We start from the raw sequence: 21,479 nt of genomic DNA on the forward strand, positions 1-21,479 counted from the left end.
CCGGGTAGCGGCGGGCGGTTTCCTGAATTCCGCGCGGAGAGGAGAACGGAAGGGAAATGCAGCGACACCGTACGAGAGCCGCAATACTGTCGACCATTTTTATGGGATTGGGACAAATATATAACCGCCAATTCATTAAAGGGCTTATTTTTATAGCTGTAGAGGCTGGAGCTCTGGTCTATTTCATTGCTAATTTGGGAAGGGCCTTCTGGGGTATTACGACACTGGGGGATTCACCGAGCCATCTGGAAAAGGTAAAAGGGATCACCAAAATGGTGCCCGGGGACCATTCCATTGTAATTTTGATTCAAAGCTTGATCACCTTGATGTTTTTTGTGTTATTCCTGATTGCCTGGTATATGAATATTAGGGATGCCCATAAAACCGGAGAAGAACGCGAAACGGGTCGTCCTTCGAATACATTCAAACAGTCTGTACGCTACGTTTTGGATTATAAATTTGCCCAGAGCTTTTTGCTGCTTCCGGGAATCGGTATTTTGTTCTTCACCATCATGCCGATTATCTTTATGATCATGCTGGCCTTTACGAACTTTGCTGCACCGGACCACATCCCGCCGGCGAGGCTGGTGGACTGGGTGGGTTTTGAAACCTTCCGCAATCTGCTGGTCCTTAAATCTTGGAGCCATACCTTTTATGGGGTACTTACCTGGACGATCATCTGGGCGGTTTTATCAACTGTAACTACTTATTTCGGCGGGATGCTCGTTGCCCTGCTGATCAACCAAAAAGGTATCCGCTTCAAGGGTCTGTGGAGACTGATTCTGATTGTGCCGTATGCCATTCCACAGATGATTTCACTGCTGCTGATGCGCAACCTGTTCAACGGGCAGTTTGGGCCGATCAACCAGTATCTCGGCTACTTCGGGCTGGGGGGTCTGCCTTGGCTGACCGATCCGTTCTGGGCCAAGTTCACTGTTATTATTGTCAACATGTGGGTAGGTATTCCGGTATCCATGCTGCTGATTATGGGTGTGCTGACTACAATTCCGCGTGATATGTACGAAGCCGCTGAAGTGGACGGGGCTACCAATTATCAAAAGTTCCGCATTGTTACACTTCCAATGATCTTGTTCTCTACTGCACCTACGCTGATTATGCAATTTGCCGGCAATATCAACAACTTTAATGCAATCTACCTTCTGACTCAGGGAAACCCGGTCAACGGGAATTACCAGTATGCCGGATCAACGGACTTGCTGGTAACATGGCTGTACAAGCTGACGCTGGATCAGAACAAAAATAATATGGCTTCCGCGATAGGTATTATACTCTTCATCATTGTAGCCGGGTTCTCCCTGTACAATTACCGCCGGACCAAGTCATTCAAAGAGGAGGACATGATTCAATGATCATCGGACGCAAGCTTGCGAACTTTTTTCGCCTCAGCTTTAGTTACATTATTCTGATTGCGCTCGCGGTTGCTGCGATCTATCCGGCGCTCTGGATACTGTTGTCATCCTTCCGGCCAGGTAAGTCATTGTACAGCAAGACGCTGATTCCTGAACATTTTACTCTGGACCACTATAAGGAACTGTTCACTTCACCGGTGTATATGTTCGGGACCTGGTATGCGAATACACTTAAGATCGCCGTATTCTCTATGCTGATCGGTGTGGTACTAACCCTGCTGACCAGTTACGCGCTATCCAGATTCCGCTTCAAAGCCCGCAAGACTTCCATGTCGGTACTGCTCATTCTCGGGATGTTCCCGGGCTTCATGAGTATGATTGCGATCTACCTGCTGCTCAATCAGTTCAATCTGCTGGATAAGCATCTGGCGCTGATTATCGTCTATGCGGCAGGAGCGCCGCTTGGCGGCACATTGATCGCCAAAGGCTTCCTGGATACCATCCCGCGTTCACTGGATGAAGCGGCACGGATTGACGGAGCCAGCAACTTCGGGATCTTTGCCCGGATTATTCTTCCGCTCTCCCGGCCGATGATTACCTATATGGCGCTCACGCAATTTGTCGGCCCATGGGTGGATTTCATCTTTGCCAAGCTGATTTTAAGGACCAAGGATAACTGGACGGTCGCCGTCGGGATGTGGGATATGGTCAATACCATGCAGAATTCCAATTTTACCTTGTTCGCAGCGGGGGCGGTGCTGATTTCCGTGCCGATTATGATTCTGTTCGCCTTCCTGCAGCGGCTGCTTGTGGACGGTTTGACTGCGGGCGCCAGCAAAGGATAGTTGTTTGGCCTGCTTTATGAATTGCCGAAACACACGGTACAGCCTTTATGTTGTTTATTAAGGGCTGTACCTTTATTTTGTCATGAGGAGAGAGTGTGTAATGAAACAGCCGCGTAACTCGCGATTTAGATCGGTAGGCATGAAGCTGTTCGTCATTTTGTTCTGTACCATTGTGCTGCTGTCCTCTGTCCTGGGCCTGACCTCCTATTATGCCGCCAAAGGCATTATCACGGATCAGGTGGCTGCAGCTTCCTCCCAGTCTATAGTGCAGGCAGGAGACAAGCTGGACTTTTTATTTGCCGAGTACGAAGCGCTCTCCCGGCAGTTTGCTGTGGATTCCATTCTAAAAGCAGATATGGAAACGGTGAGCCGCCCAGGAGCCGGGACCGTCGCCAAAGTGGATGCTGAGGACCGCATCCGCCGCAAGCTGGACTCGGTGAAGGGCTCCGACGAACGCCTGCTGGGCATCCGGCTGGTTTCGAAAAGCCTGGTGGATGCTGACTCTTACAAGTCGACGGGCATCAGCTCCGTCCGCAGCGCTGACGGCATCCAAGCAAGAGTGAAGCAGCTTGATGAAGCCAAGGGCAATCCGGTCTGGTTCCCGGTACGCGCCAAAGGCTTCTTTGATGTTTATGACCAATCCTCGCTGACGATGGGCCGTTTACTGCGGAATATACAGCATCCCGAAGCGGAGTACTACATGCTGATCGAGATCAAGGGCCAAGCGCTTACGGATATCCTCTCCAATCTGCAAATTGGGCTTACGGGGGAAATCCGGATTCTGGACCCGTCGGGAAACATTGTATATGGAGCAGATAACAAGCTGCTCGGCGAACCCTCATACATCCATCCGGCAGCAAAGCCGGCTGAGGGAGAACGGCAGTCGTTTACCGCCAGCAATGAGCAGGGCACCTCTCAGCTTGTAGTCTATCAGCCGCTGGATACGGCCAAGTGGACGCTGATGGGTTATGCCCCGGTCAGTGATTTCACGAAGTCAGCTGACCGTCTGCTCTACATAACGCTGTCGGTTGTCCTCGCAGCGGCACTGATTGCAGTAGTCATTGGCTACGTTCTGGTACGTCTGATCGGCCGTCCGCTGGGCAAGCTCGCCGGGCTGATGGAGGAAGGGGAGCAGGGCAATCTTCAGGTGCGCACCCATTTCAAAGGCCAGGATGAGATTGGGCGGCTGGGACACAGCTTCAACAAGATGATGGAGCAGATTTCGCTGCTGGCAGGACAGAGCAGCCGTTCGGCGGCCCAGGTGCTGGCTACCTCGGAGCAGCTGGTGAATGCGTCCGGTGTGACCTCTACCCATGCAAGAGAGGTGGCTGCAGCTACGGGAGAAATAGCTAATGGTGCGGCCAGTCTGGCCCTGGAAGCAGAGAACAGCAACCGCAACGTGGAGAGGATGAACTTCCAGATCACGAAAGTGCAGGAGACCAACAGGGCCATGGACGCTTCGGCGGAGAAGGTGATCACGGTCAGCGACCAGGGAGCAGAGCTGATGAAGACACTGGTGGCCCAGAGTGAATCAACCGTGCAGATGATGGAGCTGATTCAGGAGAACTCCATGAGGCTGCGTGAGAGCACACATTTGATCCGCAGCATCCTGGCCCCGATGGTTGCCGTTAACAAGCAGACGAATATCCTGGCGCTTAATGCTTCCATAGAAGCTGTTAGAGCCGGGGCGGCCGGAAGAGGGTTTGTTGTGATCGCCAATGAGATCAGAGGGCTGGCTGACGAGTCCAACCAATCGATTGCTATGGTATCGAAGATTACTGAAGAGATCAGCAGCCGGATTGAAAATACAGTCCAGGTGGTGGGCGATACGGCTCCGCTCTTCCGAGAGCAGATTTCCTCCGTGCGGGAATCTTCCAGTATATTTGAAGGGGTCCGTGAGGAGATGGAGCAGTTCATCGGCTATTTGAATGAATCGTCGGCGTCCATCACGGAGCTGATGGAGTACCAGCAGCAGCTGGGCGAATCCATGGCCAGTGTCCATGCGGTTGTGCAGCAGACCAGTGCTTCCACCGAAGAAGTTGCTTCCATGTCCTCGCAGCAGTTCACGGTCAGCGAGGAACTGGTTGCGCTGTCCGGCAAGCTGGAAAAGCTTGCAGAGGAATTGAAGCAGTCGCTGGTTTCCTTTCACGGATAGGCCGGATAAGCCACAGTAGATAAATCCTATAAGTTTTTATATAATGAAGCTTACTTCACAAATGAAGGGACTGAATGATGCGCAGATATCAATATTTTAAACCTGACTATTAAAATTTAATGGAGGTAAAAGTATTGATTACGGAATTGCACACAGAACGTTTGCATTTGAGAAAAATGAAGGTATCGGATTCATCGAGCTTGTTTAAAATTTGGTCTGATCCGGCAGTTACAAAGTTTATGAATGTTAGTTGTTTTACTAATGAAAATCAAGCAAAAGCAATGATTAATCTCCTTGATAACCTTTATCAGGAGGGCAAAGCTATACGGTTCTCCATAATTAATATTGAATCCAATGAAATCATTGGGTCTTGTGGTTATAATTCCTTGGATTTTGAAGATGCTAAAGCAGAAATTGGTTACGACCTTGCCAAATCATTTTGGGGAAAAGGATATGCTTCAGAAGCTATCCGTTCTTTGTTAGATTACGCGTTCTCATCTTTAAATTTGAATCGGATCGAAGCAAAGGTTGAACCCGAAAATGTGAATTCAATTAAACTTTTACAAAAGCTGGACTTTACGTTTGAAGGAAGCCTTAGACAATGTGAAAGAGTAGACGGAAGGTTAAAGGATCTTAATATCTATTCAAGATTAATATCGGATTGATTTACCCGGATATAATAAATCTCTGGTTCAGCCTCTGCGGCCGGCAATCGGCAGCGCAGAGGTTTTTGTCTATAGAATAGGACCAGGGCACTCGGGAAGGAGGGCTAAGCTTGCCGGAACTGAACGGAAGCCTGTTTCAGCAGGCTTTGCTGGACGGAGAGTATGGGCCGCATTTTTTTGCCTACTATTATAAACAGTGGAATCCATATACGATGGCGTACCACCAGCATAATTCAACGGAGATTATGTATCTGATCTCGGGGAGCTGCGTGGTTGAAGTGCGGCAGGGTGCGAATGACGAGGAACGCTTCCGCCTGAAGCGGGGAGAACTGATCATGCTTGATGCCAATGTACCGCACCGGCTGATCGTGGAAGAAGGAACATCCTGCCGGATGCTGAATGTGGAATTTGGCTTCACGGCAGCTGCGGGAGCAGTTCCTTCCATCGCCAGGCTGGCGGAAGCGGAGGCTGACTTGGCCGGGCTGCTGCAGGAGCCTTTCACAAGCTTGGTGCTGCCGGACCCTGAAGAGGTATTTCATGTGCTGAAATCGCTGGTGCTGGAGTTGGACCAGCATGGCGCAGAAGGGGAAGGACAGGGGAAGGAGCGGGGAAGCATCATGATCGGGCTGCTGTTCTCCGAGCTGCTGCTGCGCCTCGCCAGACTGCGCCGGGAACAGCTGGAGGCCAGCCAGCAGCCGGCACAGCTCTATGTGCGGCGTGCAGTTGAATTTCTCCATCAGAACTATGACCGCAGTATTCAGGTCAAAGAGGTTGCCGCCGAGGTGAGCCTGCATCCCGGCTATTTGCACCGGATCTTCCGGGCGCATACGGGCCGGACGCTCACGGACTACCTGAATATGCTGCGGATGGAGAAGGCGAGAATGCTGCTTGGTCAGAGCGAGATTCCCGTTGCGGAAATTGCTGACTATGTGGGGATCAGCAGCAGGCAGTATTTTCACCTCCTGTTCAGGAAGTATACGGGCTGTACACCTGTGGAGTACCGGAATTCGCTGGAACGCTTTTCGTGGAGCGATGCCCAGCCGGACATTCGGGACAGGTGAGGATTGTTGACAGTTAACCGGTAAAGTGGTCATGATATTGATAACGCTTCCCGCAGTCTCCTTGCTACAATGAACAGGTAGAATTCATTCATTGGGAGGAAGATGGCGATGTCTTTTAAAGTAGCATTTATTGGGGCGGGCAGCATTGGCTTTACCCGCGGTTTACTGCGTGACCTGCTGACTGTACCGGAATTTAAGGAGATTGAAGTCTCTTTTATGGATATTAATCCGCATAATCTGCAGATGGTCACCGAGCTGTGCCAGCGGGATATCCGGGAGAATGGACTCAAGATCGTGATCTCGGCAACGACGGACCGCAAAGAAGCGTTAAAGGATGCCAAGTACGTATTTTGCACAATTCGTATGGGCGGATTGGAGGCTTTTGCGACCGATGTGGATATTCCGCTGAAATATGGTGTGGACCAGTGCGTGGGCGACACCTTATGCGCAGGCGGCATTATGTACGGGCAGCGCGGGATTGCCGAGATGCTGGAGATTTGCCGTGACATTAGAGAGGCGGCTGCACCGGATGTGCTGCTGCTCAATTATTCGAACCCAATGGCTATGCTGACCTGGGCCTGCAACAAATACGGCGGTGTGCGGACGATCGGGCTCTGCCACGGAGTGCAGCATGGACATCACCAGATTGCCGAGGTCTACGGGCTGGAGAAATCCGAGGTGGATATCATTTGTGCCGGGATCAACCACCAGACCTGGTATATCTCCGCGAAGCATAAGGGCAGGGATCTGACCGGAGGGCTGCTTGAAGCTTTTGAAAAGCACCCGGAATTCAGCCGGACCGAAAAAGTGCGGATTGATATGCTGCGCCGCTTTGGCTACTACAGCACCGAGTCCAATGGCCACTTGAGTGAATATGTGCCGTGGTACCGCAAACGCAGCGGTGAAATTATGGACTGGATTGATCTGGGCAGCTGGATTAATGGAGAAACCGGAGGCTACTTGCGGGTCTGCACGGAGGGGCGCAACTGGTTCGAGACTGATTTTCCCAACTGGATGAAGGACCCGGCGCTGGAATACACGGCTGAGCACCGGGGTGAAGAGCATGGCTCCTATATAATTGAAGGGCTGGAGACTGGCAGAGTATACAGAGGCCACTTTAATACCGTCAATAACGGGATTATTGCCAATCTGCCGGACGATGCCATTATTGAGGCGCCGGGTTATGTCGATCATAACGGCATCTCTATGCCGCTGGTCGGCGAACTGCCGCTGGGTCCCGCTGCGGTGTGCAATGTCAGCATTTCCGTGCAGCGTCTGGCTGTGGAAGCGGCAGTGCATGGCGATGACAAGCTGCTGCGCCAGGCCTTCATGATGGACCCGCTGGTCGGAGCGGTCTGCAATCCGAAGGAGATCTGGCAGATGGTCGATGAGATGCTGGTGGCGGGAGAAGCGTGGCTGCCGCAATACAGCGCGGCGATTGCCGAAGCGAAGGTGCGTCTGGCTTCAGGCGACCTCGTACCGACACTGGCCGGCAATGCCGGGGCAGCCCGGCTGAAGGTGAAGTCCGTGGACGAGATGATGCAGGACCGGGAAGCGGCCAACAAGAATGCCGGTGAGTCTGACAAAGGCAAGGATAGAGAGAAGGTAAACTCAGTAGATTGAACTTATTAATGGAATAATCAGAACCTTTCCAAGAAATGGGGAGGTTCTTTTGCTTGTTCACGAAAATAAATGCTTATCATAATTAGCTCTAAAGGAAATGTATGGAACTTGTCGAATAATGTAACGAGGAAAAATATTATCACTGGGGTAAAGGAAAGGTGAGTATGAAATTTAATGTGAAAAGTATTACAATGCTTATGTTAGTCTGCCTGATCACACTTATGGCTTGGAATCCGGCAGAGGCATCAGCGAAGGCTGCTGCCGTGCAGACGATCCGGGTATACGTGCATGATAAGGAAATCCACCCAAAGACAGCTCCGGTAGTTCAGGGAGGCAGGTTGTATGTCGAGTTCCGGAGCGCCGTGCAGGCCCTGGGCTTCAGCTTTAAATATGACGCTGTCAAAAAGGTCATCACCGCAGGCTCGGAAGATGCTTCGTTCAGAATTGATCTGAAGGCTAAAAAAGCATATGTAAATGAAATTTCTTTCAGCGAGACAGGGACTCCGGTGTTCATCGGCTCCGGTGCGGACATTATGGTCCTTGGTTCAATATTTAAACGAACCGAGTATATCAATGCAGACTATGACCAGAAACAAAAAATTGTGCGGATTTATGAAGATCTGCAGGGCAAACCCAAAAATTCGGATTTAAAAACAATCCGGGCCCTGCTTGAAGTCCATTATCAAACTTCCGGCGGTCTGGCATCAATCCAGAAGCTAAACGTGGAAGCCTGGGGTTCGTATACAGCAATGTCGGCGGATGTTCTGATCCGAAAAAGCGGCGGCGAGCTGCTGGACCGGATCGAGCACGCCAGTATATATATGGTACATAACGCAGATAAAAGCTGGACTATAAACAATATCGATACGGATACAGAATATCTGAATTATCCATCGCTTGCCCAAAAGGAAGCTAATGTGCCAGATGCCGATAAAACGGCAATCAATTCCGTGCTTGCTGCCGATTTTAAAGCCAGAAATGAAGAAAACATTGATGCCCTGCTGGCGCTGCAAAACCCTGCGGGGCAGATGTTCACCGACGATCCCGGTCTGAAATCGATGCGGGAGTACCTGAAAGCGGTAAACGCCAAAAATGAAATGAAATATAATGGAGAATCAACAACTATAGTCGCCTATGAACCTGCTAGAGCCACGGTCTATACCGTATTTACTATGGTTGACACTGCCGCCTCGCCCCTGTTTAAGCTCAGATTCTTCGTTCTGGATTCTGTGGTAAAAGCTGCGGACGGCAAATGGTACAGGGATATCGATAACGATATCATACTGGATACCGAAGTTGTGAAGTAAGCGGGCTGAATATTTGCTGTATGCCAAGAACCCCTGTCCCGGCTTTACGGGACAGGGGTTCCTTGTTATTTTACAGCCTCTCTTTTGCCAAAAAACGTCTTCAGCGCTTGATAGACTTCCTTTTTGTCCTTGATGACGTAGTGCATGAACTGCTCCTGCTTCAGATGGCGGTAGGCGGACATCAGCGTGCTGCTGCGGTTGTATTGATTAACCTCCCCATAGCCGAACATGTTGCTGCGCTTCAGCAGTTCGCCGATCAGCTTGACGCAGCGCTCATTGTCAGAAGTAAGATTGTCGCCGTCGGAGAAGTGGAAGGGGTAGATGTTGTATTTGGAGGGCGGATAACGGCTGTCGATAATCTCCAGCGCCTTCTGGTAGGCCGAGGAGCAGATCGTTCCTCCGCTTTCGCCACGGGTGAAGAAATCATGCTCGCTGACCTCTTTGGCCTCCGTATGATGCGCCAGAAACACAATCTCCACCTTCTCGTACTGGCGGCGCAGGAAGCGGGTCATCCAGAAGAAGAAGCTGCGGGCGCAGTATTTTTCAAAGGTGCCCATCGAGCCGGAGGTGTCCATCATCGCAATAATCACCGCATTGGAATGCGGAACTGTAATATCGTCCCAGGTTTTGTAGCGCAGGTCGTCGGGGCTGATGCTGTGAATGCCGGGGTTGCCACGGCTGGCGTTTCGCCGCAGATTCTCAAGCAGGGTACGTTTCTTGTCGATGTTGGACATCATGCCTTTTTTGCGGATATCGTTGAAGACGATAGATTTGACCTCAATCTCTTCCTGGGTTTTGGGGGCCAGATGAGGCAGCTCCATATCCTCGAACAGAATGTCCTCCAGATCCTCCAGGTCAACCTCCGCTTCTACGGTATCCTGGCCGGGCTGATCGCCCGCCTTGTCGCCTTTGCCCGGATGGGCGGACTGGGAATCGCGGCCGAGCACATCGCCGACCTGGCTTTCGCCGTCGCCCTGGCCGACATGCTTTTGCTTGCGGAAGTTGTAGATAATCCGGTATTCATCCAGACTGCGGATGGGCACCTTAACGATCTGCTTGCCGTCAGACATAATAATATTCTCTTCGGTCACAAGGTCGGGCAAATTATCCTTAATGGCTTCCCGGACCTTCTGCTGATGACGTTCCTGATCCTGATGGCCTTTACGGTGAAGGGACCAGTCTTCTTTGGATACGACGAACGCGTAATGGCCGGATGATTGCGGCAGGATGACCACCTCCCATGGAATATAAATCGGTACGGGCACAAGCGGTTCAATGAAGGGCAGGTTGTAACTAAAGTATATTCATGGGGATGGGGGATATGTGAACCATCTTATTCACTGATTTCATCAATAATAAGTTTGTAGCTGTTGGAGCGGGCTTCGCCGGAGTACCGGCGTCCGTCGATGGTATACAGATACAGCGCGGTTGAAATAACGGGGAGTGTATTCGTCGAATTTCTGCTTGAACAGCGGATTGGACAGGTGAGGGAAGCTGTGGGCGTAAGGCGCCAGAATACAGATAACGGCTTTATGGACGCTAATCCTATAAATTTCCGCCATAACGGCAAATAAATTGTTCACATACGGCAATACGCGGCTGGCCATGACAAATTCGGCAGTGTTGTCCGGCAGTGGAATTCCTTCATTTATATCGCAGATGATATCTACTCCGGGCCAAGCGGTGCGGTCGATTCCAAGATAACCGGATTCTTTGCCGGAACCGCAGCCGATATCGATTTTCAAGGAAATCACTCCTTCAGGGGATGACTCTAAAATAAGCCTCTTCACCATTGTATTAATTTCACTGCCTCCTGTCTCCGGCGTATGCCTATCCAAGCCGTAAACGGCCGGCAAGTTTATGCAACCCTGGAGAAGGGGTAAACGTTTATAAGAGTAAGCCAAGCCAGTTGGCAACTTTACCGCTTCAACAAAGAGGAGGCAGTTAACATGAAATCGCAACGTAAATTACCTGTTCTGGCAGCCATTGCTGTATTGATGCTGGCTATAACTGCTTGCGGCGGCAATACACCAGCCGAGGCTCCGGGAGAGCCGTCACCTACGGCTTCACCCTCTCCTGCGGAGAGCACGGCTTCGCCGTCACCAAGCCCTGCAGCCCAACCTAGTTCCTCCCCTGCGGAAGAAACAGAGGTGATTCAGGGTACAGGTATCTATGTCGGGCAGATCGATAATCATTCCGTAGAGATCAAGACAGAAGAAGGGGCGACGTCATTTGAGCTGGGCGCAGGTTTGGAAGAGGCTCCAGAGGCACTAAGTATGGATGACCCGGTAGTTTTTGAATATGTCGAACGGAGTGTGGAGGGAGATTCCTCTGTTGTGCAGCGGGTGCTTTCAAAGCTGGAGAAGTCCGCGGACAGCGCCAGTGCAGCCCCTTCCCAGTCAGCGCTCCCCAAGACGAAATCATTCAGTCTGACACTGGAAGGCATGAAGGAAGTCAAGACGGCTGCACTCGCTGCCGGCGACGGCTATTCGCTGTATGTATTTGATATCTTCACTTTTGATGCGAAGACCGGCAGACTGGCCATGAAAGCAGATCCGGGGTATTACGCTGAAATTACCAAGCTGCCCTCGGACTTCAATCTCGATTCTCTCAAACTGGAGGGTGAAAAGGAACTGTCTTCTACGGGGAACGTAACCGCACTCGAGCCAAAAGAGCGTGACCGGCGGATGTCCGGTATCCGGCTCTATCTTACAGCTATGGGGAACGGGTTGACCCGCGAGTATGTGGTGAAGGAGATTGCAGGGCAGGGGTATGTGATCAAGCTGAACATTCCCCAGCGCGAAGCCTCGGAAGGCTTCGGGCCGCATGTCTACGCTTCGCTGGACAGTCTGGTCAGCCAGTAGCCGATGGGCAAACTGAGAGAGCAGCATAGCAGGAGCTGCTATAATTGAACTTAAAAACCGATGAATAAGCATGAATTAAGTGTACAAAATCCCACTAAAACCTTTTGTAGCCAGGATTTCAGCTAAATAGTTTTACTTTTTCACTTAGCTTCAGTTCCTGATGAGCCTCATCACGTTCCCCAAACTTTCTTCAGTTCAGCTCATATACTAACAGAATAGAGGCACAACAAGGGACCGATTCCGGAGAGCTTCCGGACCGGTCCCTTGTGCCAGGTGCGGGCTAAGCCTTAAACGGAGCCGGCATTCACGAGTACGGTGGAGATGATCAGCATGAACAGCAGCAGGAAAACCGCATTAATGATCGTGCCGATGATCCCAAACACTTTGCGGCGCTTGCGGAGAGTAAGTCCGATAATGCCGAGTACTCCTCCGATGACATTGAATGCCGCCAGGATAAGCACAGATATTCCGAGATAGAAAATAGATTCTGCACTATCTGCAATAAATGAGTCGCTTCCGTTTATAAGGGAGGCGGACCGGACACCTACAACTACAAAGGCGATGATATAGCCTATAAGGGATACTAGGCCGATAACGAAAGAAGCAATTCCGGGTCCGGAATGTTTGAAATCCCGTTTGTTCTCTTCATACATTGCATGCTGCTCCGGCGGAAATCCCGTCTCCGGGACCGTACTCTGCGGCCGGAGTGGGGATGGATCTGTTTTTGGCGTAGAATAATCGTCCATGGGTGCGCTCCTTATGTCCTAAATGGGTTAATGCCTGACAGTATCCACTTTTCCATAAGATGGCGGCAAAAGCAAGCCTTGTTTGTAAAATGTACCCAAGCAGCTGCTGCTGGAAATAAACGGCCGGGTTACGGTAAGATAGGGGGGAGTCCAATCTTAAGGAGCTGTGTATCCATGCAACGAAGATTTATGGCCTGGGGAGCCTTGCTTGCCATGCTGTCTGTCGGCATAGGTGCGTTCGGAGCGCATCTGCTCAAACCGGTAATCAGCGAGGATTACCTTAAGGTGTACGAGACAGGTGTGCATTACCACATGATTCATGCACTGGGTCTGATCCTTATCGGTCTGGCTGCAGGTCAATGGGGGGAGCGTTCACGCCTGCGCTGGGCAGGGAGGCTGCTGATTCTGGGAATTATTTTGTTCTCCGGCAGCCTGTATATCCTGAGCATTACCGGCATCAAGGTGCTTGGAGCGATTACTCCCCTGGGAGGCGTATGTTTTCTTGCCGGGTGGCTGTGCCTGGCCCTAGAGGCTTTGTCCCGGAAAAATTGAATGGCGTACAACCGCAAAGCCTATACAAACCAACAAGCACCTGCCCGGATTCTCCGGGCAGGTGCTTGTTGGTGCGGGACCACAGCAGAAACTTATTACGAAAATTCGTCGATCTCATTGAGCTTGAACGTGTATACTTGCTTTTCATCCACATGGTATACGCTGAGTGAATTGGCCGCTTCATCAAAATTCAGAATACGGCAGGGCATTGACACCTGCTTGCCGTGACGGTTGGCACGGAGCCGGACCAGTTGGTTGTTCTGAATGTATAATCTGATTTTTCCATATGCATCTGCAGGGGTTTCTCCGGACGCGTCAGCAGGAATACTGTTGGATACGGGCCTGTCGGCTTGCTTGTCCATCGGCTTCACCGGCAATTTAACAGGGACCTGAACGGCTGCTGCAGATTCATGCTTCAGAGCAAGCTTCGCAGACCGCAGCAGATGGTCAATCGTTCTTCCAAGCTCGAGACCCGAATTGATGTTGAAATCTGTGATTTTGTCGTTGCTGTTCAATATTTCAAGTAAATATTGCAGTGCAAGCGGGTTAGTACGGGCGTTAATCAGGATGTCGACATTGAATAGATAGTTGCCGTCCGTATGTTGTAGTTTCTTGTCCATAAATCCCCCAGCTTTGTCAGTAGACACAATTAGAAATACAATTTTTAAAGTATATAAACTATACCACTAATTAAACAATAAGCATATACCTCCTTCTCGAAAAAACAAGGACTATTGACCCCTGCGTTTTGCAGTGGAAATAGGTCTAACGCCCACACGCTGTCCAGAAAAACAGCATACACATACATCGTGATGAGGATGAATAGAAGGAGGTAGTGCAAGTGGTCACAATGGAGCCTGTTGCCGTAGGCGGGCATATATTGGTTGGTGTTGAAGTGAAGCTTCCGAAGACAACGCTGCTGTCCATCAGCACGGGCAAAGGATATATCATGTGCGGTGCGCTCGATGTGGGTCTTCTTAACAAGCAGCTCAGCGACCGGGGGATCATCGCAGCCCGGGCAGTCGGAGTGAGAACATTGCCGCAGCTTCTGGCTGCTCCGCTGGAGTCTGTGACTATAGAGGCTGAGAAGCTGGGGATTGTACCCGGAATGACCGGTGCCGATGCCCTGCTCCTCATGCTGTAAGGCTGCTGCCTGGGATATAGGCGAGTGTATGGATTAAGCGAGGCCTGCGGGCCTCTTTTTGCTGTGCCTCATGAGCCGGGCGAAGGACAGTTTTATCCGGTACGGGGCATAAGTGAAGCGGGCTTGGCTCATCCTATAAGTAGCTTTCGATTTATGGGGCATCAGGGATTCCAGCCGAGGGCGACGGTCATATTTCTTGTTTCGTCTTCTGTACGGAAGGGTAAATTCAGTATAGACACTGCACTGCCGGACCATGGACAAGCAGCCGGCTAAATTATGGATAAGGAAGGGATTATACAATGGCTAAAGCATCGAACAAAGTCAACACTACTTCACTCGAACAAGTACTCAACCGTGAGGTTGCCAACCTGAACGTGCTGTACGTCAAAATTCATAATTATCACTGGTACGTGAAGGGCGAGCAATTCTTCTCTCTGCATGTAAAATTCGAAGAGCTTTATGATGATGTTACCCTCAAAATGGACGAGGTGGCTGAACGCCTGCTCAGCATCAAGGGCAGTCCGGCAGCAACGATGAAAGAATATCTGGAACTCGCAACCATTCAGGAAGCGACCGGCAAGGAAGATACCCGTGGCATGGTTCAGACGCTGATTGAAGACTTCGCTACCGTGGCTGAAGAGCTGACAGAAGGCATTGAACTGGCCGAGCAGGCGAGCGATCAGCCAACAGCCGATCTGTTCATCAAAATCCGCAGCGACTTGGAAAAAAATCAATGGATGCTGCGTTCTTTCCTGGGTTGATCCATCCTGTCTCATACACACAGTTCTAAATAGAGTAGAGCCTCCGGCATGGGGGCTTTATTTTTTGCTTTTTGTCGATTCGTGAAACCGGATTTGAAAATACATGTTTGTAAAAAAAATCGGTTTGTAATAAAATTAGTGAGAATCATTGATAATCACTGCGTTACACTTTATAATTATTTTAATGTGATATACAATCTAATTTTTGCTGGCATCAGGGATTACCTGTAACAATACAGCTTTCTGATTTCGCAAATCGAACAGTGGGGGGAACATTATTATGGCAGCAGATTTTGTCATTGAAGGACTGAAAGCGACGATTGAAGGAAAAGAAATTCTGAAGGGCATCAACCTTCAAATGAAGGGCGGCGAAATTCACGCCATCATGGGACCGAACGGGACCGGTAAAAGCACCCTGGCTTCGGCTCTGATGGGCCATCCCAAGTACGAGGTTACCGAGGGTACAGCCGTTCTTGAAGGCGAGGACCTGCTGGAAATGGCTGTTGACGAACGCGCGCGCGCCGGTCTTTTTCTGGCGATGCAGTATCCAAGTGAAATCAGCGGCGTAACGAACTCCGACTTCCTGCGCAGCGCCATTAATTCCCGCCGTGAAGAAGGAAACGAAATTTCCTTGATCCGCTTTATCCGCCAAATGGAAGCTAAGATGAAGGAACTGGATATGAACCCTGAGTTTCTCCACCGTTATCTGAACGAAGGCTTCTCCGGCGGTGAAAAGAAACGCAACGAAATACTTCAAATGATGATGCTGGACCCGAAGATCGTCATTCTTGACGAAATTGACTCCGGCCTTGATATTGATGCACTAAAAATTGTTGCTGAAGGCGTCAACTCGATGCGCAGCCCGGAACGCGGCTTCCTGGTTATTACCCACTATCAGCGCCTCTTGAATTACATTAAGCCGGATTTTGTACATGTCATGATGCAGGGACGGATTGTAAAATCCGGCGGTCCTGAGCTGGCAGAGCGTCTGGAAGCCGAAGGCTATGAATGGGTCAAGGAAGAACTCGGCATTGAAGATGAAACCGTAGGACAGGAAGCTTAAGAGACGCCAGGAAGGAGGAAACCACTTATGACGACACAAACCATTCTTCCGGTGGATGCACAGCTGCTCAGCGATTGGTCGCAGAGCAGCGGCGAGCCGGTCTGGCTGAAGGACAGCCGATTGAACGCACTTACGCTGGCCGCTGGCCTGGCACTGCCGAAACTGGAGAAGACCCGGATTGACCGCTGGAATGTGAACACCTATGGAACCTACAAAGCAGGCCAGGCCATCACTGCACTTAGTGAAGCTCCTGCTTCCATTGCCGCACTGATCAAGGATCAGGAGGAAGGCAGCCTGATTATTCAGCGCAACTCCAGTGCTATCTATGTACGCCTTGCACCGGAGCTTGCAGCACAAGGCGTAATTTTCACCGATTTGCAGACTGCGGTCAAAGAGCACGGCGATCTGGTGCAGCGCTATCTGCACAAGGCCGTACTGCCTGATGAGCACTCTTTAGCTGCGCTGCATGCGGCCCTTTGGAACGGCGGGGTATTCCTCTATGTGCCGAAGAACGTTGTAATTGAGACTCCGCTCCAGGCGGTTCTGCTTACCGACGATGCCGAAGCGGCTTTTGTTCCGCATATTCTGATTGTTGCTGAAGCCAACAGCTCAGTGACCTATGTCGACAACTATGTGTCGGACAAAACTGAAGCCGGACTGCACAATGGTGCGGTTGAGGTGTTCGTGGGTGCAGGAGCAAAGGTCCGTTATGCGACTGTACATCAGTTAGGTGAGGACACGACTGACGTGACTTACCGCCGCGCCGTTGTGGAGAATGACGGAACGATTGAATGGATTGTCGGCGAGATGAACTACGGGGATACGGCCAGCGACACCAAGTCGGTGCTGAAGGGCAACGGTGCAAGCTCCGATGCCAAAGTCATCGCCGTCGGATCAGGCTCGCAGAAGCTAAACTATACGACCCAGGCGCAGCACTTTGGCAAAAATACGCCGAGTGACATGATCACCCGTGCGGTGATGCGGGATGCGGCAACCTCCATTATTAACGGAATCACGAAGATCGAGAAGGGCGCAACCCGGGCCGACGGCCAGCAGACGGAAAAAGTTCTGATGCTGAGTCCTCAGGCGCGCGGAGACGCCAATCCGATCCTGCTTATAGACGAAGATGATGTAACAGCTGGCCATGCCGCTTCCGTAGGACAGGTCAATTACGAGCAGGTGTACTACCTGATGTCCCGCGGAATTTCGCGGCATGATGCAGAAACACTGATCATTTACGGCTTCCTTGCACCTGTAGTGTCGCAAATTCCACTGGAGGGACTGCGCAATCAGCTCCAATCTCTTGTGGAAAGGAAGTTAGGCCAATGATCAGCAGCGCCATCCGGGAGCAATTTCCCATACTGAACCAGACAATCAACGGGCATCCACTGGTATACCTGGACAGCGCGGCAACCTCACAGAAACCGCGCCAGGTCATCGAAGCCGTGAAGTCCTATTATGAATGGGATAACTCCAACGTGCACCGCGGTGTCCATACTTTGGGCAGCCGCGCTACAGACGCTTATGAGGGAGCCCGCGAGAAGCTGGCTAAGTTCATTAACGCCCGCAGCACGAAGGAGATTATCTTTACCCGCGGCACAACGACAGCTCTGAATATTGTAGCTTCATCTTACGGCCCTGCCAACGTTGGTGAAGGCGACGAGATCGTCATCACCCAGATGGAGCATCACAGCAACTTCATTCCATGGCAGCAGCTGGCGAAGAAGACAGGAGCAACCCTGAAGTTCATTCCTCTGCAGAAGGACGGGTCCATCACGCTTGAGGATGCCGAGCAGACGATTACGGATAAGACCAAGATCGTCGCCATAGCGTATGTCTCCAATGTTATGGGCATTTCCCATCCGGTAAAAGAGCTGGCAGCCATTGCTCACCGCCACGGCGCAGTAATTGTTGTCGATGGAGCCCAGAGCACGCCTCATATGAAGGTGGATGTTCAGGATCTGGACTGTGATTTCTACGCACTGTCCGGCCACAAGATGCTTGCGCCTACCGGCATTGGTGCCCTGTACGGCAAGAAGGCCTTGCTGGAAGCCATGGAGCCGGTGGAGTTCGGCGGTGAAATGATCGACGATGTCGGCCTTTATGATTCCACCTGGAAGGAACTGCCCTGGAAGTTTGAAGGCGGCACCCCGATCATTGCCGGTGCGGTCGGACTCGGGGCCGCAATTGACTTCCTGCAGGAAATCGGGCTGGATGAAATCCACCGTCATGAGATGGAGCTGGCCGCTTACGCGGAGCAGCGCCTCTCGGAAGTGGATGGCCTGACGATTTATGGTCCGAGAAACCGTAAAGTCGGTGTGGTGACCTTCAATCTCGGAGATGTTCATCCGCATGATGTGGCTACGGTGCTGGATGCCGAAGGCGTGGCTGTCCGTGCCGGGCATCACTGCTGCCAACCGCTGATGCGCTGGCTGGAGGTCAGTTCGACGGCCCGGGCCAGCTTCTACCTGTATAACTCAGAACAGGATGTAGATGCGCTGGTCCAAGCCTTAATTAAGGCAAAGGAGTATTTCGCCTATGAACTTGGATGACTTGTATAGACGTGTAATTATGGATCATTATAAAAATCCCCGGAACCGTGGTTCTTTTGCAGATGACGCCCTGAAGATCGAACTGAACAACCCTACCTGCGGCGACCGCATTACGCTTCAGCTCAAGGTGGAGGATGGCGTCGTGAAGGACGCCCGTTACAGCGGCGAAGGCTGTTCGATCAGCATGTCGTCGGCTTCGATGATGACGGAAGCGGTCAAAGGCCAGACCGTAGCGCATGCGCTTGAGCTGGCTGACCGGTTCTCCTCCCTGATGAAGGGGGAGGCAGTGGATTTTGATGATTACGAAGATATCGAAGCCCTTTCCGGTGTTAATAAATTTCCGGCGCGGATCAAATGTGCGACTCTGGCATGGAACGCGCTGCGCAAAGGCATAGACGTGGAAGAAGAGCATCACCAAGAACATTAAAAACAAGGAGGCTGACACCATGGCTAAGAAAGCGCCTGATATGGAAGAGTACCAATATGGGTTCCGTGACGAGCATAAGTCGATATTCCAGTCTGGTAAAGGACTTACGGCCGAAATTGTTAAGGAAATCTCCGCCATCAAAAATGAGCCGGAATGGATGCTGGATTTCCGTCTGAAAGCGCTGGAGCAGTTCTACAAAATGCCAATGCCTAAATGGGGCGGCAATCTCGACGAATTGGATTTTGACGATATCCAGTATTATGTAAGACCTTCCGAGAAACAAGGGAAGACTTGGGAGGAAGTGCCCTCCGAGATCAAAGAAACCTTCGATAAGCTGGGGATTCCCGAAGCGGAACAGAAGTTCCTGGCCGGTGTCTCGGCGCAGTACGAATCCGAGGTTGTCTACCACAGTATGCAGAAGAACCTTGAAGATCAAGGCGTAATCTTCACCGATACCGACACGGCGCTGCGGGAGCACCCGGAGCTGTTCAAGAAGTTCTTCGGCACCATTATCCCGCCTGCGGATAACAAATTTGCAGCATTGAACAGCGCGGTATGGTCGGGCGGAAGCTTCATTTATGTTCCGAAGGGCGTAAAATGTGAAGTGCCTCTGCAGGCTTACTTCCGCATTAACTCCGAGAACATGGGCCAATTCGAGCGTACCCTGATTCTTGCCGATGAAGACAGCTTCGTGCATTATGTAGAGGGCTGTACTGCTCCAATCTACAGCACGAACTCTCTGCACAGTGCAGTGGTTGAGATCCTATGCATGAAGAACGCCCGCGTTCGTTACACAACCATTCAGAACTGGGCACCGAACATCTATAACCTGGTGACCAAACGTGCCGTGGCCGAAGAGAACGCTACGATGGAATGGGTTGACGGCAACATCGGTTCCAAGCTGACTATGAAATATCCTGCCGTGGTACTCAAAGGCCGCGGAGCCAAAGGTTCTGTATTGTCCATCGCGGTTGCAGGCAAAGACCAGCACCAGGATGCAGGGGCCAAAATGATTCACTTGGCGCCGGACACCACTTCGACGATCGTGTCCAAGTCGATCAGCAAACACGGCGGTAAAGTAACATACCGTGGTCTTGCTTCCTTCGGCCGCAAGGCGGAAGGCGCCAAGTCGAACATCAAGTGCGATACGCTCATTTTGGATAACCAGTCCACTTCGGACACCATTCCTTACAATGAGATCATGAACGACAACATCGTGCTGGAGCATGAAGCGACCGTCTCCAAGGTATCCGAGGAGCAGCTGTTCTACCTGATGAGCCGTGGTCTTACCGAAGCCGAAGCTACCCAGATGATCGTTATGGGCTTCATTGAACCCTTCACCAAAGAACTGCCGATGGAATATGCGGTTGAGATGAACCGCCTTATCAAGTTCGAGATGGAGGGAAGCATCGGGTAACCTTCGGGAAACCTTGATACACCATATTATTCGGGGGATTGTTCCGAGGGATTTGATTGATCGTGCCGGGTTTGTGCCGATTCAGATTTTCTTTTAATGCAGGAGGCGAACTTATGAAGTTCGTCTTCTTCTTTTTTTGAGTTCGCGTATACATAAAATACCCGTCAGCCTTAAGTGGTGCGGGAATGTTGGAGATTTGGGTAATAACTATTATTCAAATGAGGAGGTATATCATGAAAAAAACATTGTATACTACAGCTGCCAGCATTCTTCTGTCCGCCTCAATTCTCGGTGCATGCAGTAACAATGAAACAGCAAACGAGGCAGAACCAACAGCGTCAAGTGCAGCAACTATGCCTGTTGTCGAAGCTACAGCCACTCCTGAACCTTCTGCTGCTCCCGCAGCCACGGAGGCGCAGGAGTCCGCCAGTCCGAGTCCGGACGCTACTGCTCCACAGGCATCCGAACGTCCGAAGACCCAGAAATTCGGTGAACAGGAGGGAGGGGTCTCGGGGCAAGAAGGTACACTAGAACAAGGGGATGGATATTCCCTGTATGTCTTTAAGGATTTTACATTAGATGCACAGTCTGGCCGCTTATCCCTCACTCAGGACCCTGCCTATTATGCCGAAATTGAACAATTGCCATCCGGTTACGATCTCACTGCCCTGAAGAAACAGGGACAAACTGAACTATCCGCATTTGGTAAGGTTAGCGACCATAGCGGGGAACTGTTCGAACATCCTCTGGGTTTTGCAGAATTATATCTGCAGGCTACCGGTGATAAGGGAATAGAAGATTATATGGTGTGGAAGAATAAGGCGGGGGAAGCCTTTCTTTTCCGGATACACAATTCTAAGGATAAACTGTCGAATAAATTTGCTCCATGGGTAATGGTTTCACTGTCAACGCTTGAAAGGGATTAAG

General features: G+C 51.0%; 21 protein-coding genes. 17 read left to right on the top strand and 4 right to left on the bottom strand.

Features of this window, described 5'->3' with window-relative positions; all coding sequences use genetic code 11:
• Nucleotides 1-56: 56 nt before the first annotated feature.
• The 7 genes from BLQ82_RS15585 to BLQ82_RS15615 all read left to right on the top strand — a co-directional run bounded on the left by BLQ82_RS15585 (nucleotide 57) and on the right by BLQ82_RS15615 (nucleotide 9,026).
• On the top strand, nucleotides 57-1,370 hold the full coding sequence (locus BLQ82_RS15585; RefSeq protein WP_062524636.1) for a sugar ABC transporter permease: 1,314 nt from the start codon (nucleotides 57-59) through the stop codon (nucleotides 1,368-1,370).
• A complete protein-coding gene (locus tag BLQ82_RS15590) occupies nucleotides 1,367-2,215 on the top strand; it encodes a sugar ABC transporter permease (RefSeq protein ID WP_062524635.1) in 849 nt (282 codons plus the stop codon). Before BLQ82_RS15585 ends, BLQ82_RS15590 begins: the two co-directional genes overlap by 4 nt.
• A gap of 100 nt (nucleotides 2,216-2,315) precedes the next feature.
• Nucleotides 2,316-4,370, top strand: coding sequence for a methyl-accepting chemotaxis protein (locus BLQ82_RS15595; RefSeq protein ID WP_062524633.1), 2,055 nt, complete (start codon nucleotides 2,316-2,318; stop codon nucleotides 4,368-4,370).
• 134 nt (nucleotides 4,371-4,504) lie between these two features.
• A complete protein-coding gene (locus BLQ82_RS15600; protein WP_062524631.1) occupies nucleotides 4,505-5,035 on the top strand; it encodes a GNAT family N-acetyltransferase in 531 nt (176 codons plus the stop codon).
• A 119-nt stretch (nucleotides 5,036-5,154) separates the two neighbouring features.
• Entirely contained in the window at nucleotides 5,155-6,096 is a 942-nt protein-coding gene (locus BLQ82_RS15605) for an AraC family transcriptional regulator (RefSeq protein WP_062524867.1), read from the top strand.
• A gap of 108 nt (nucleotides 6,097-6,204) precedes the next feature.
• Nucleotides 6,205-7,719, top strand: coding sequence for an alpha-glucosidase/alpha-galactosidase (gene melA, locus BLQ82_RS15610; RefSeq protein ID WP_062524629.1), 1,515 nt, complete (start codon nucleotides 6,205-6,207; stop codon nucleotides 7,717-7,719).
• A gap of 164 nt (nucleotides 7,720-7,883) precedes the next feature.
• Entirely contained in the window at nucleotides 7,884-9,026 is a 1,143-nt protein-coding gene (locus BLQ82_RS15615) for a stalk domain-containing protein (protein ID WP_062524627.1), read from the top strand.
• Between the two features lie 65 nt (nucleotides 9,027-9,091).
• Here BLQ82_RS15615 and yhbH read toward each other — a convergent pair whose 3' ends face one another.
• Both yhbH and BLQ82_RS15625 read right to left on the bottom strand, forming a co-directional pair.
• The gene (yhbH, locus tag BLQ82_RS15620; RefSeq protein WP_062524865.1) at nucleotides 9,092-10,252 is read right to left on the bottom strand and encodes a sporulation protein YhbH; all 1,161 of its coding nucleotides are present in this window, start codon (nucleotides 10,250-10,252) and stop codon (nucleotides 9,092-9,094) included.
• Nucleotides 10,253-10,375: 123 nt separating this feature from the next.
• Nucleotides 10,376-10,771: a class I SAM-dependent methyltransferase gene (locus tag BLQ82_RS15625; RefSeq protein WP_143013450.1), complete on the bottom strand. Its 396-nt coding sequence runs from the start codon at nucleotides 10,769-10,771 to the stop codon at nucleotides 10,376-10,378.
• A 204-nt stretch (nucleotides 10,772-10,975) separates the two neighbouring features.
• Here BLQ82_RS15625 and BLQ82_RS15630 point away from each other — a divergent pair, with 204 nt between their 5' ends.
• On the top strand, nucleotides 10,976-11,890 hold the full coding sequence (locus tag BLQ82_RS15630) for a hypothetical protein (RefSeq protein WP_062524623.1): 915 nt from the start codon (nucleotides 10,976-10,978) through the stop codon (nucleotides 11,888-11,890).
• 287 nt (nucleotides 11,891-12,177) lie between these two features.
• Here the strand turns inward: BLQ82_RS15630 and BLQ82_RS15635 are convergent, their stop codons facing one another.
• Nucleotides 12,178-12,636, bottom strand: a complete 459-nt coding sequence (locus BLQ82_RS15635; RefSeq protein ID WP_062524620.1) for a hypothetical protein — start codon at nucleotides 12,634-12,636, stop codon at nucleotides 12,178-12,180.
• A 174-nt stretch (nucleotides 12,637-12,810) separates the two neighbouring features.
• Here BLQ82_RS15635 and BLQ82_RS15640 point away from each other — a divergent pair, with 174 nt between their 5' ends.
• The gene (locus BLQ82_RS15640; protein ID WP_062524618.1) at nucleotides 12,811-13,188 is read left to right on the top strand and encodes a DUF423 domain-containing protein; all 378 of its coding nucleotides are present in this window, start codon (nucleotides 12,811-12,813) and stop codon (nucleotides 13,186-13,188) included.
• A 95-nt stretch (nucleotides 13,189-13,283) separates the two neighbouring features.
• Here the strand turns inward: BLQ82_RS15640 and BLQ82_RS15645 are convergent, their stop codons facing one another.
• Nucleotides 13,284-13,808 (bottom strand): hypothetical protein, encoded by a 525-nt coding sequence (locus tag BLQ82_RS15645; protein ID WP_062524616.1) that lies wholly within the window; start codon nucleotides 13,806-13,808, stop codon nucleotides 13,284-13,286.
• Between the two features lie 221 nt (nucleotides 13,809-14,029).
• Here BLQ82_RS15645 and BLQ82_RS15650 point away from each other — a divergent pair, with 221 nt between their 5' ends.
• The 8 genes from BLQ82_RS15650 to BLQ82_RS15685 all read left to right on the top strand — a co-directional run bounded on the left by BLQ82_RS15650 (nucleotide 14,030) and on the right by BLQ82_RS15685 (nucleotide 21,478).
• Nucleotides 14,030-14,332: a YunC family protein gene (locus tag BLQ82_RS15650; RefSeq protein WP_062524614.1), complete on the top strand. Its 303-nt coding sequence runs from the start codon at nucleotides 14,030-14,032 to the stop codon at nucleotides 14,330-14,332.
• Nucleotides 14,333-14,631: 299 nt separating this feature from the next.
• The gene (locus BLQ82_RS15655; RefSeq protein ID WP_062524612.1) at nucleotides 14,632-15,093 is read left to right on the top strand and encodes a Dps family protein; all 462 of its coding nucleotides are present in this window, start codon (nucleotides 14,632-14,634) and stop codon (nucleotides 15,091-15,093) included.
• Between the two features lie 280 nt (nucleotides 15,094-15,373).
• Nucleotides 15,374-16,156 carry a Fe-S cluster assembly ATPase SufC gene (sufC, locus tag BLQ82_RS15660; protein ID WP_020426762.1) on the top strand — a complete coding sequence of 261 codons (783 nt, stop codon included), beginning with the start codon at nucleotides 15,374-15,376 and terminating at the stop codon, nucleotides 16,154-16,156.
• Nucleotides 16,157-16,183: 27 nt separating this feature from the next.
• Nucleotides 16,184-17,485 (top strand): Fe-S cluster assembly protein SufD, encoded by a 1,302-nt coding sequence (sufD, locus tag BLQ82_RS15665; RefSeq protein ID WP_062524610.1) that lies wholly within the window; start codon nucleotides 16,184-16,186, stop codon nucleotides 17,483-17,485.
• Complete coding sequence (locus BLQ82_RS15670) at nucleotides 17,482-18,708, top strand: cysteine desulfurase (protein WP_062524608.1); 1,227 nt, start codon at nucleotides 17,482-17,484, stop codon at nucleotides 18,706-18,708. The genes sufD and BLQ82_RS15670 overlap by 4 nt, the downstream gene beginning before the upstream one ends.
• A complete protein-coding gene (gene sufU, locus BLQ82_RS15675; protein WP_062524607.1) occupies nucleotides 18,695-19,135 on the top strand; it encodes a Fe-S cluster assembly sulfur transfer protein SufU in 441 nt (146 codons plus the stop codon). The genes BLQ82_RS15670 and sufU overlap by 14 nt, the downstream gene beginning before the upstream one ends.
• A 19-nt stretch (nucleotides 19,136-19,154) precedes the next feature.
• Nucleotides 19,155-20,552, top strand: a complete 1,398-nt coding sequence (sufB, locus tag BLQ82_RS15680) for a Fe-S cluster assembly protein SufB (protein WP_020426758.1) — start codon at nucleotides 19,155-19,157, stop codon at nucleotides 20,550-20,552.
• 233 nt (nucleotides 20,553-20,785) lie between these two features.
• Entirely contained in the window at nucleotides 20,786-21,478 is a 693-nt protein-coding gene (locus BLQ82_RS15685; protein ID WP_062524605.1) for a hypothetical protein, read from the top strand.
• Nucleotide 21,479 lies beyond the last annotated feature (1 nt).

The organism is Paenibacillus jilunlii, from assembly GCF_900102965.1.
Lineage (GTDB): Bacteria > Bacillota > Bacilli > Paenibacillales > Paenibacillaceae > Paenibacillus_AQ > Paenibacillus_AQ jilunlii.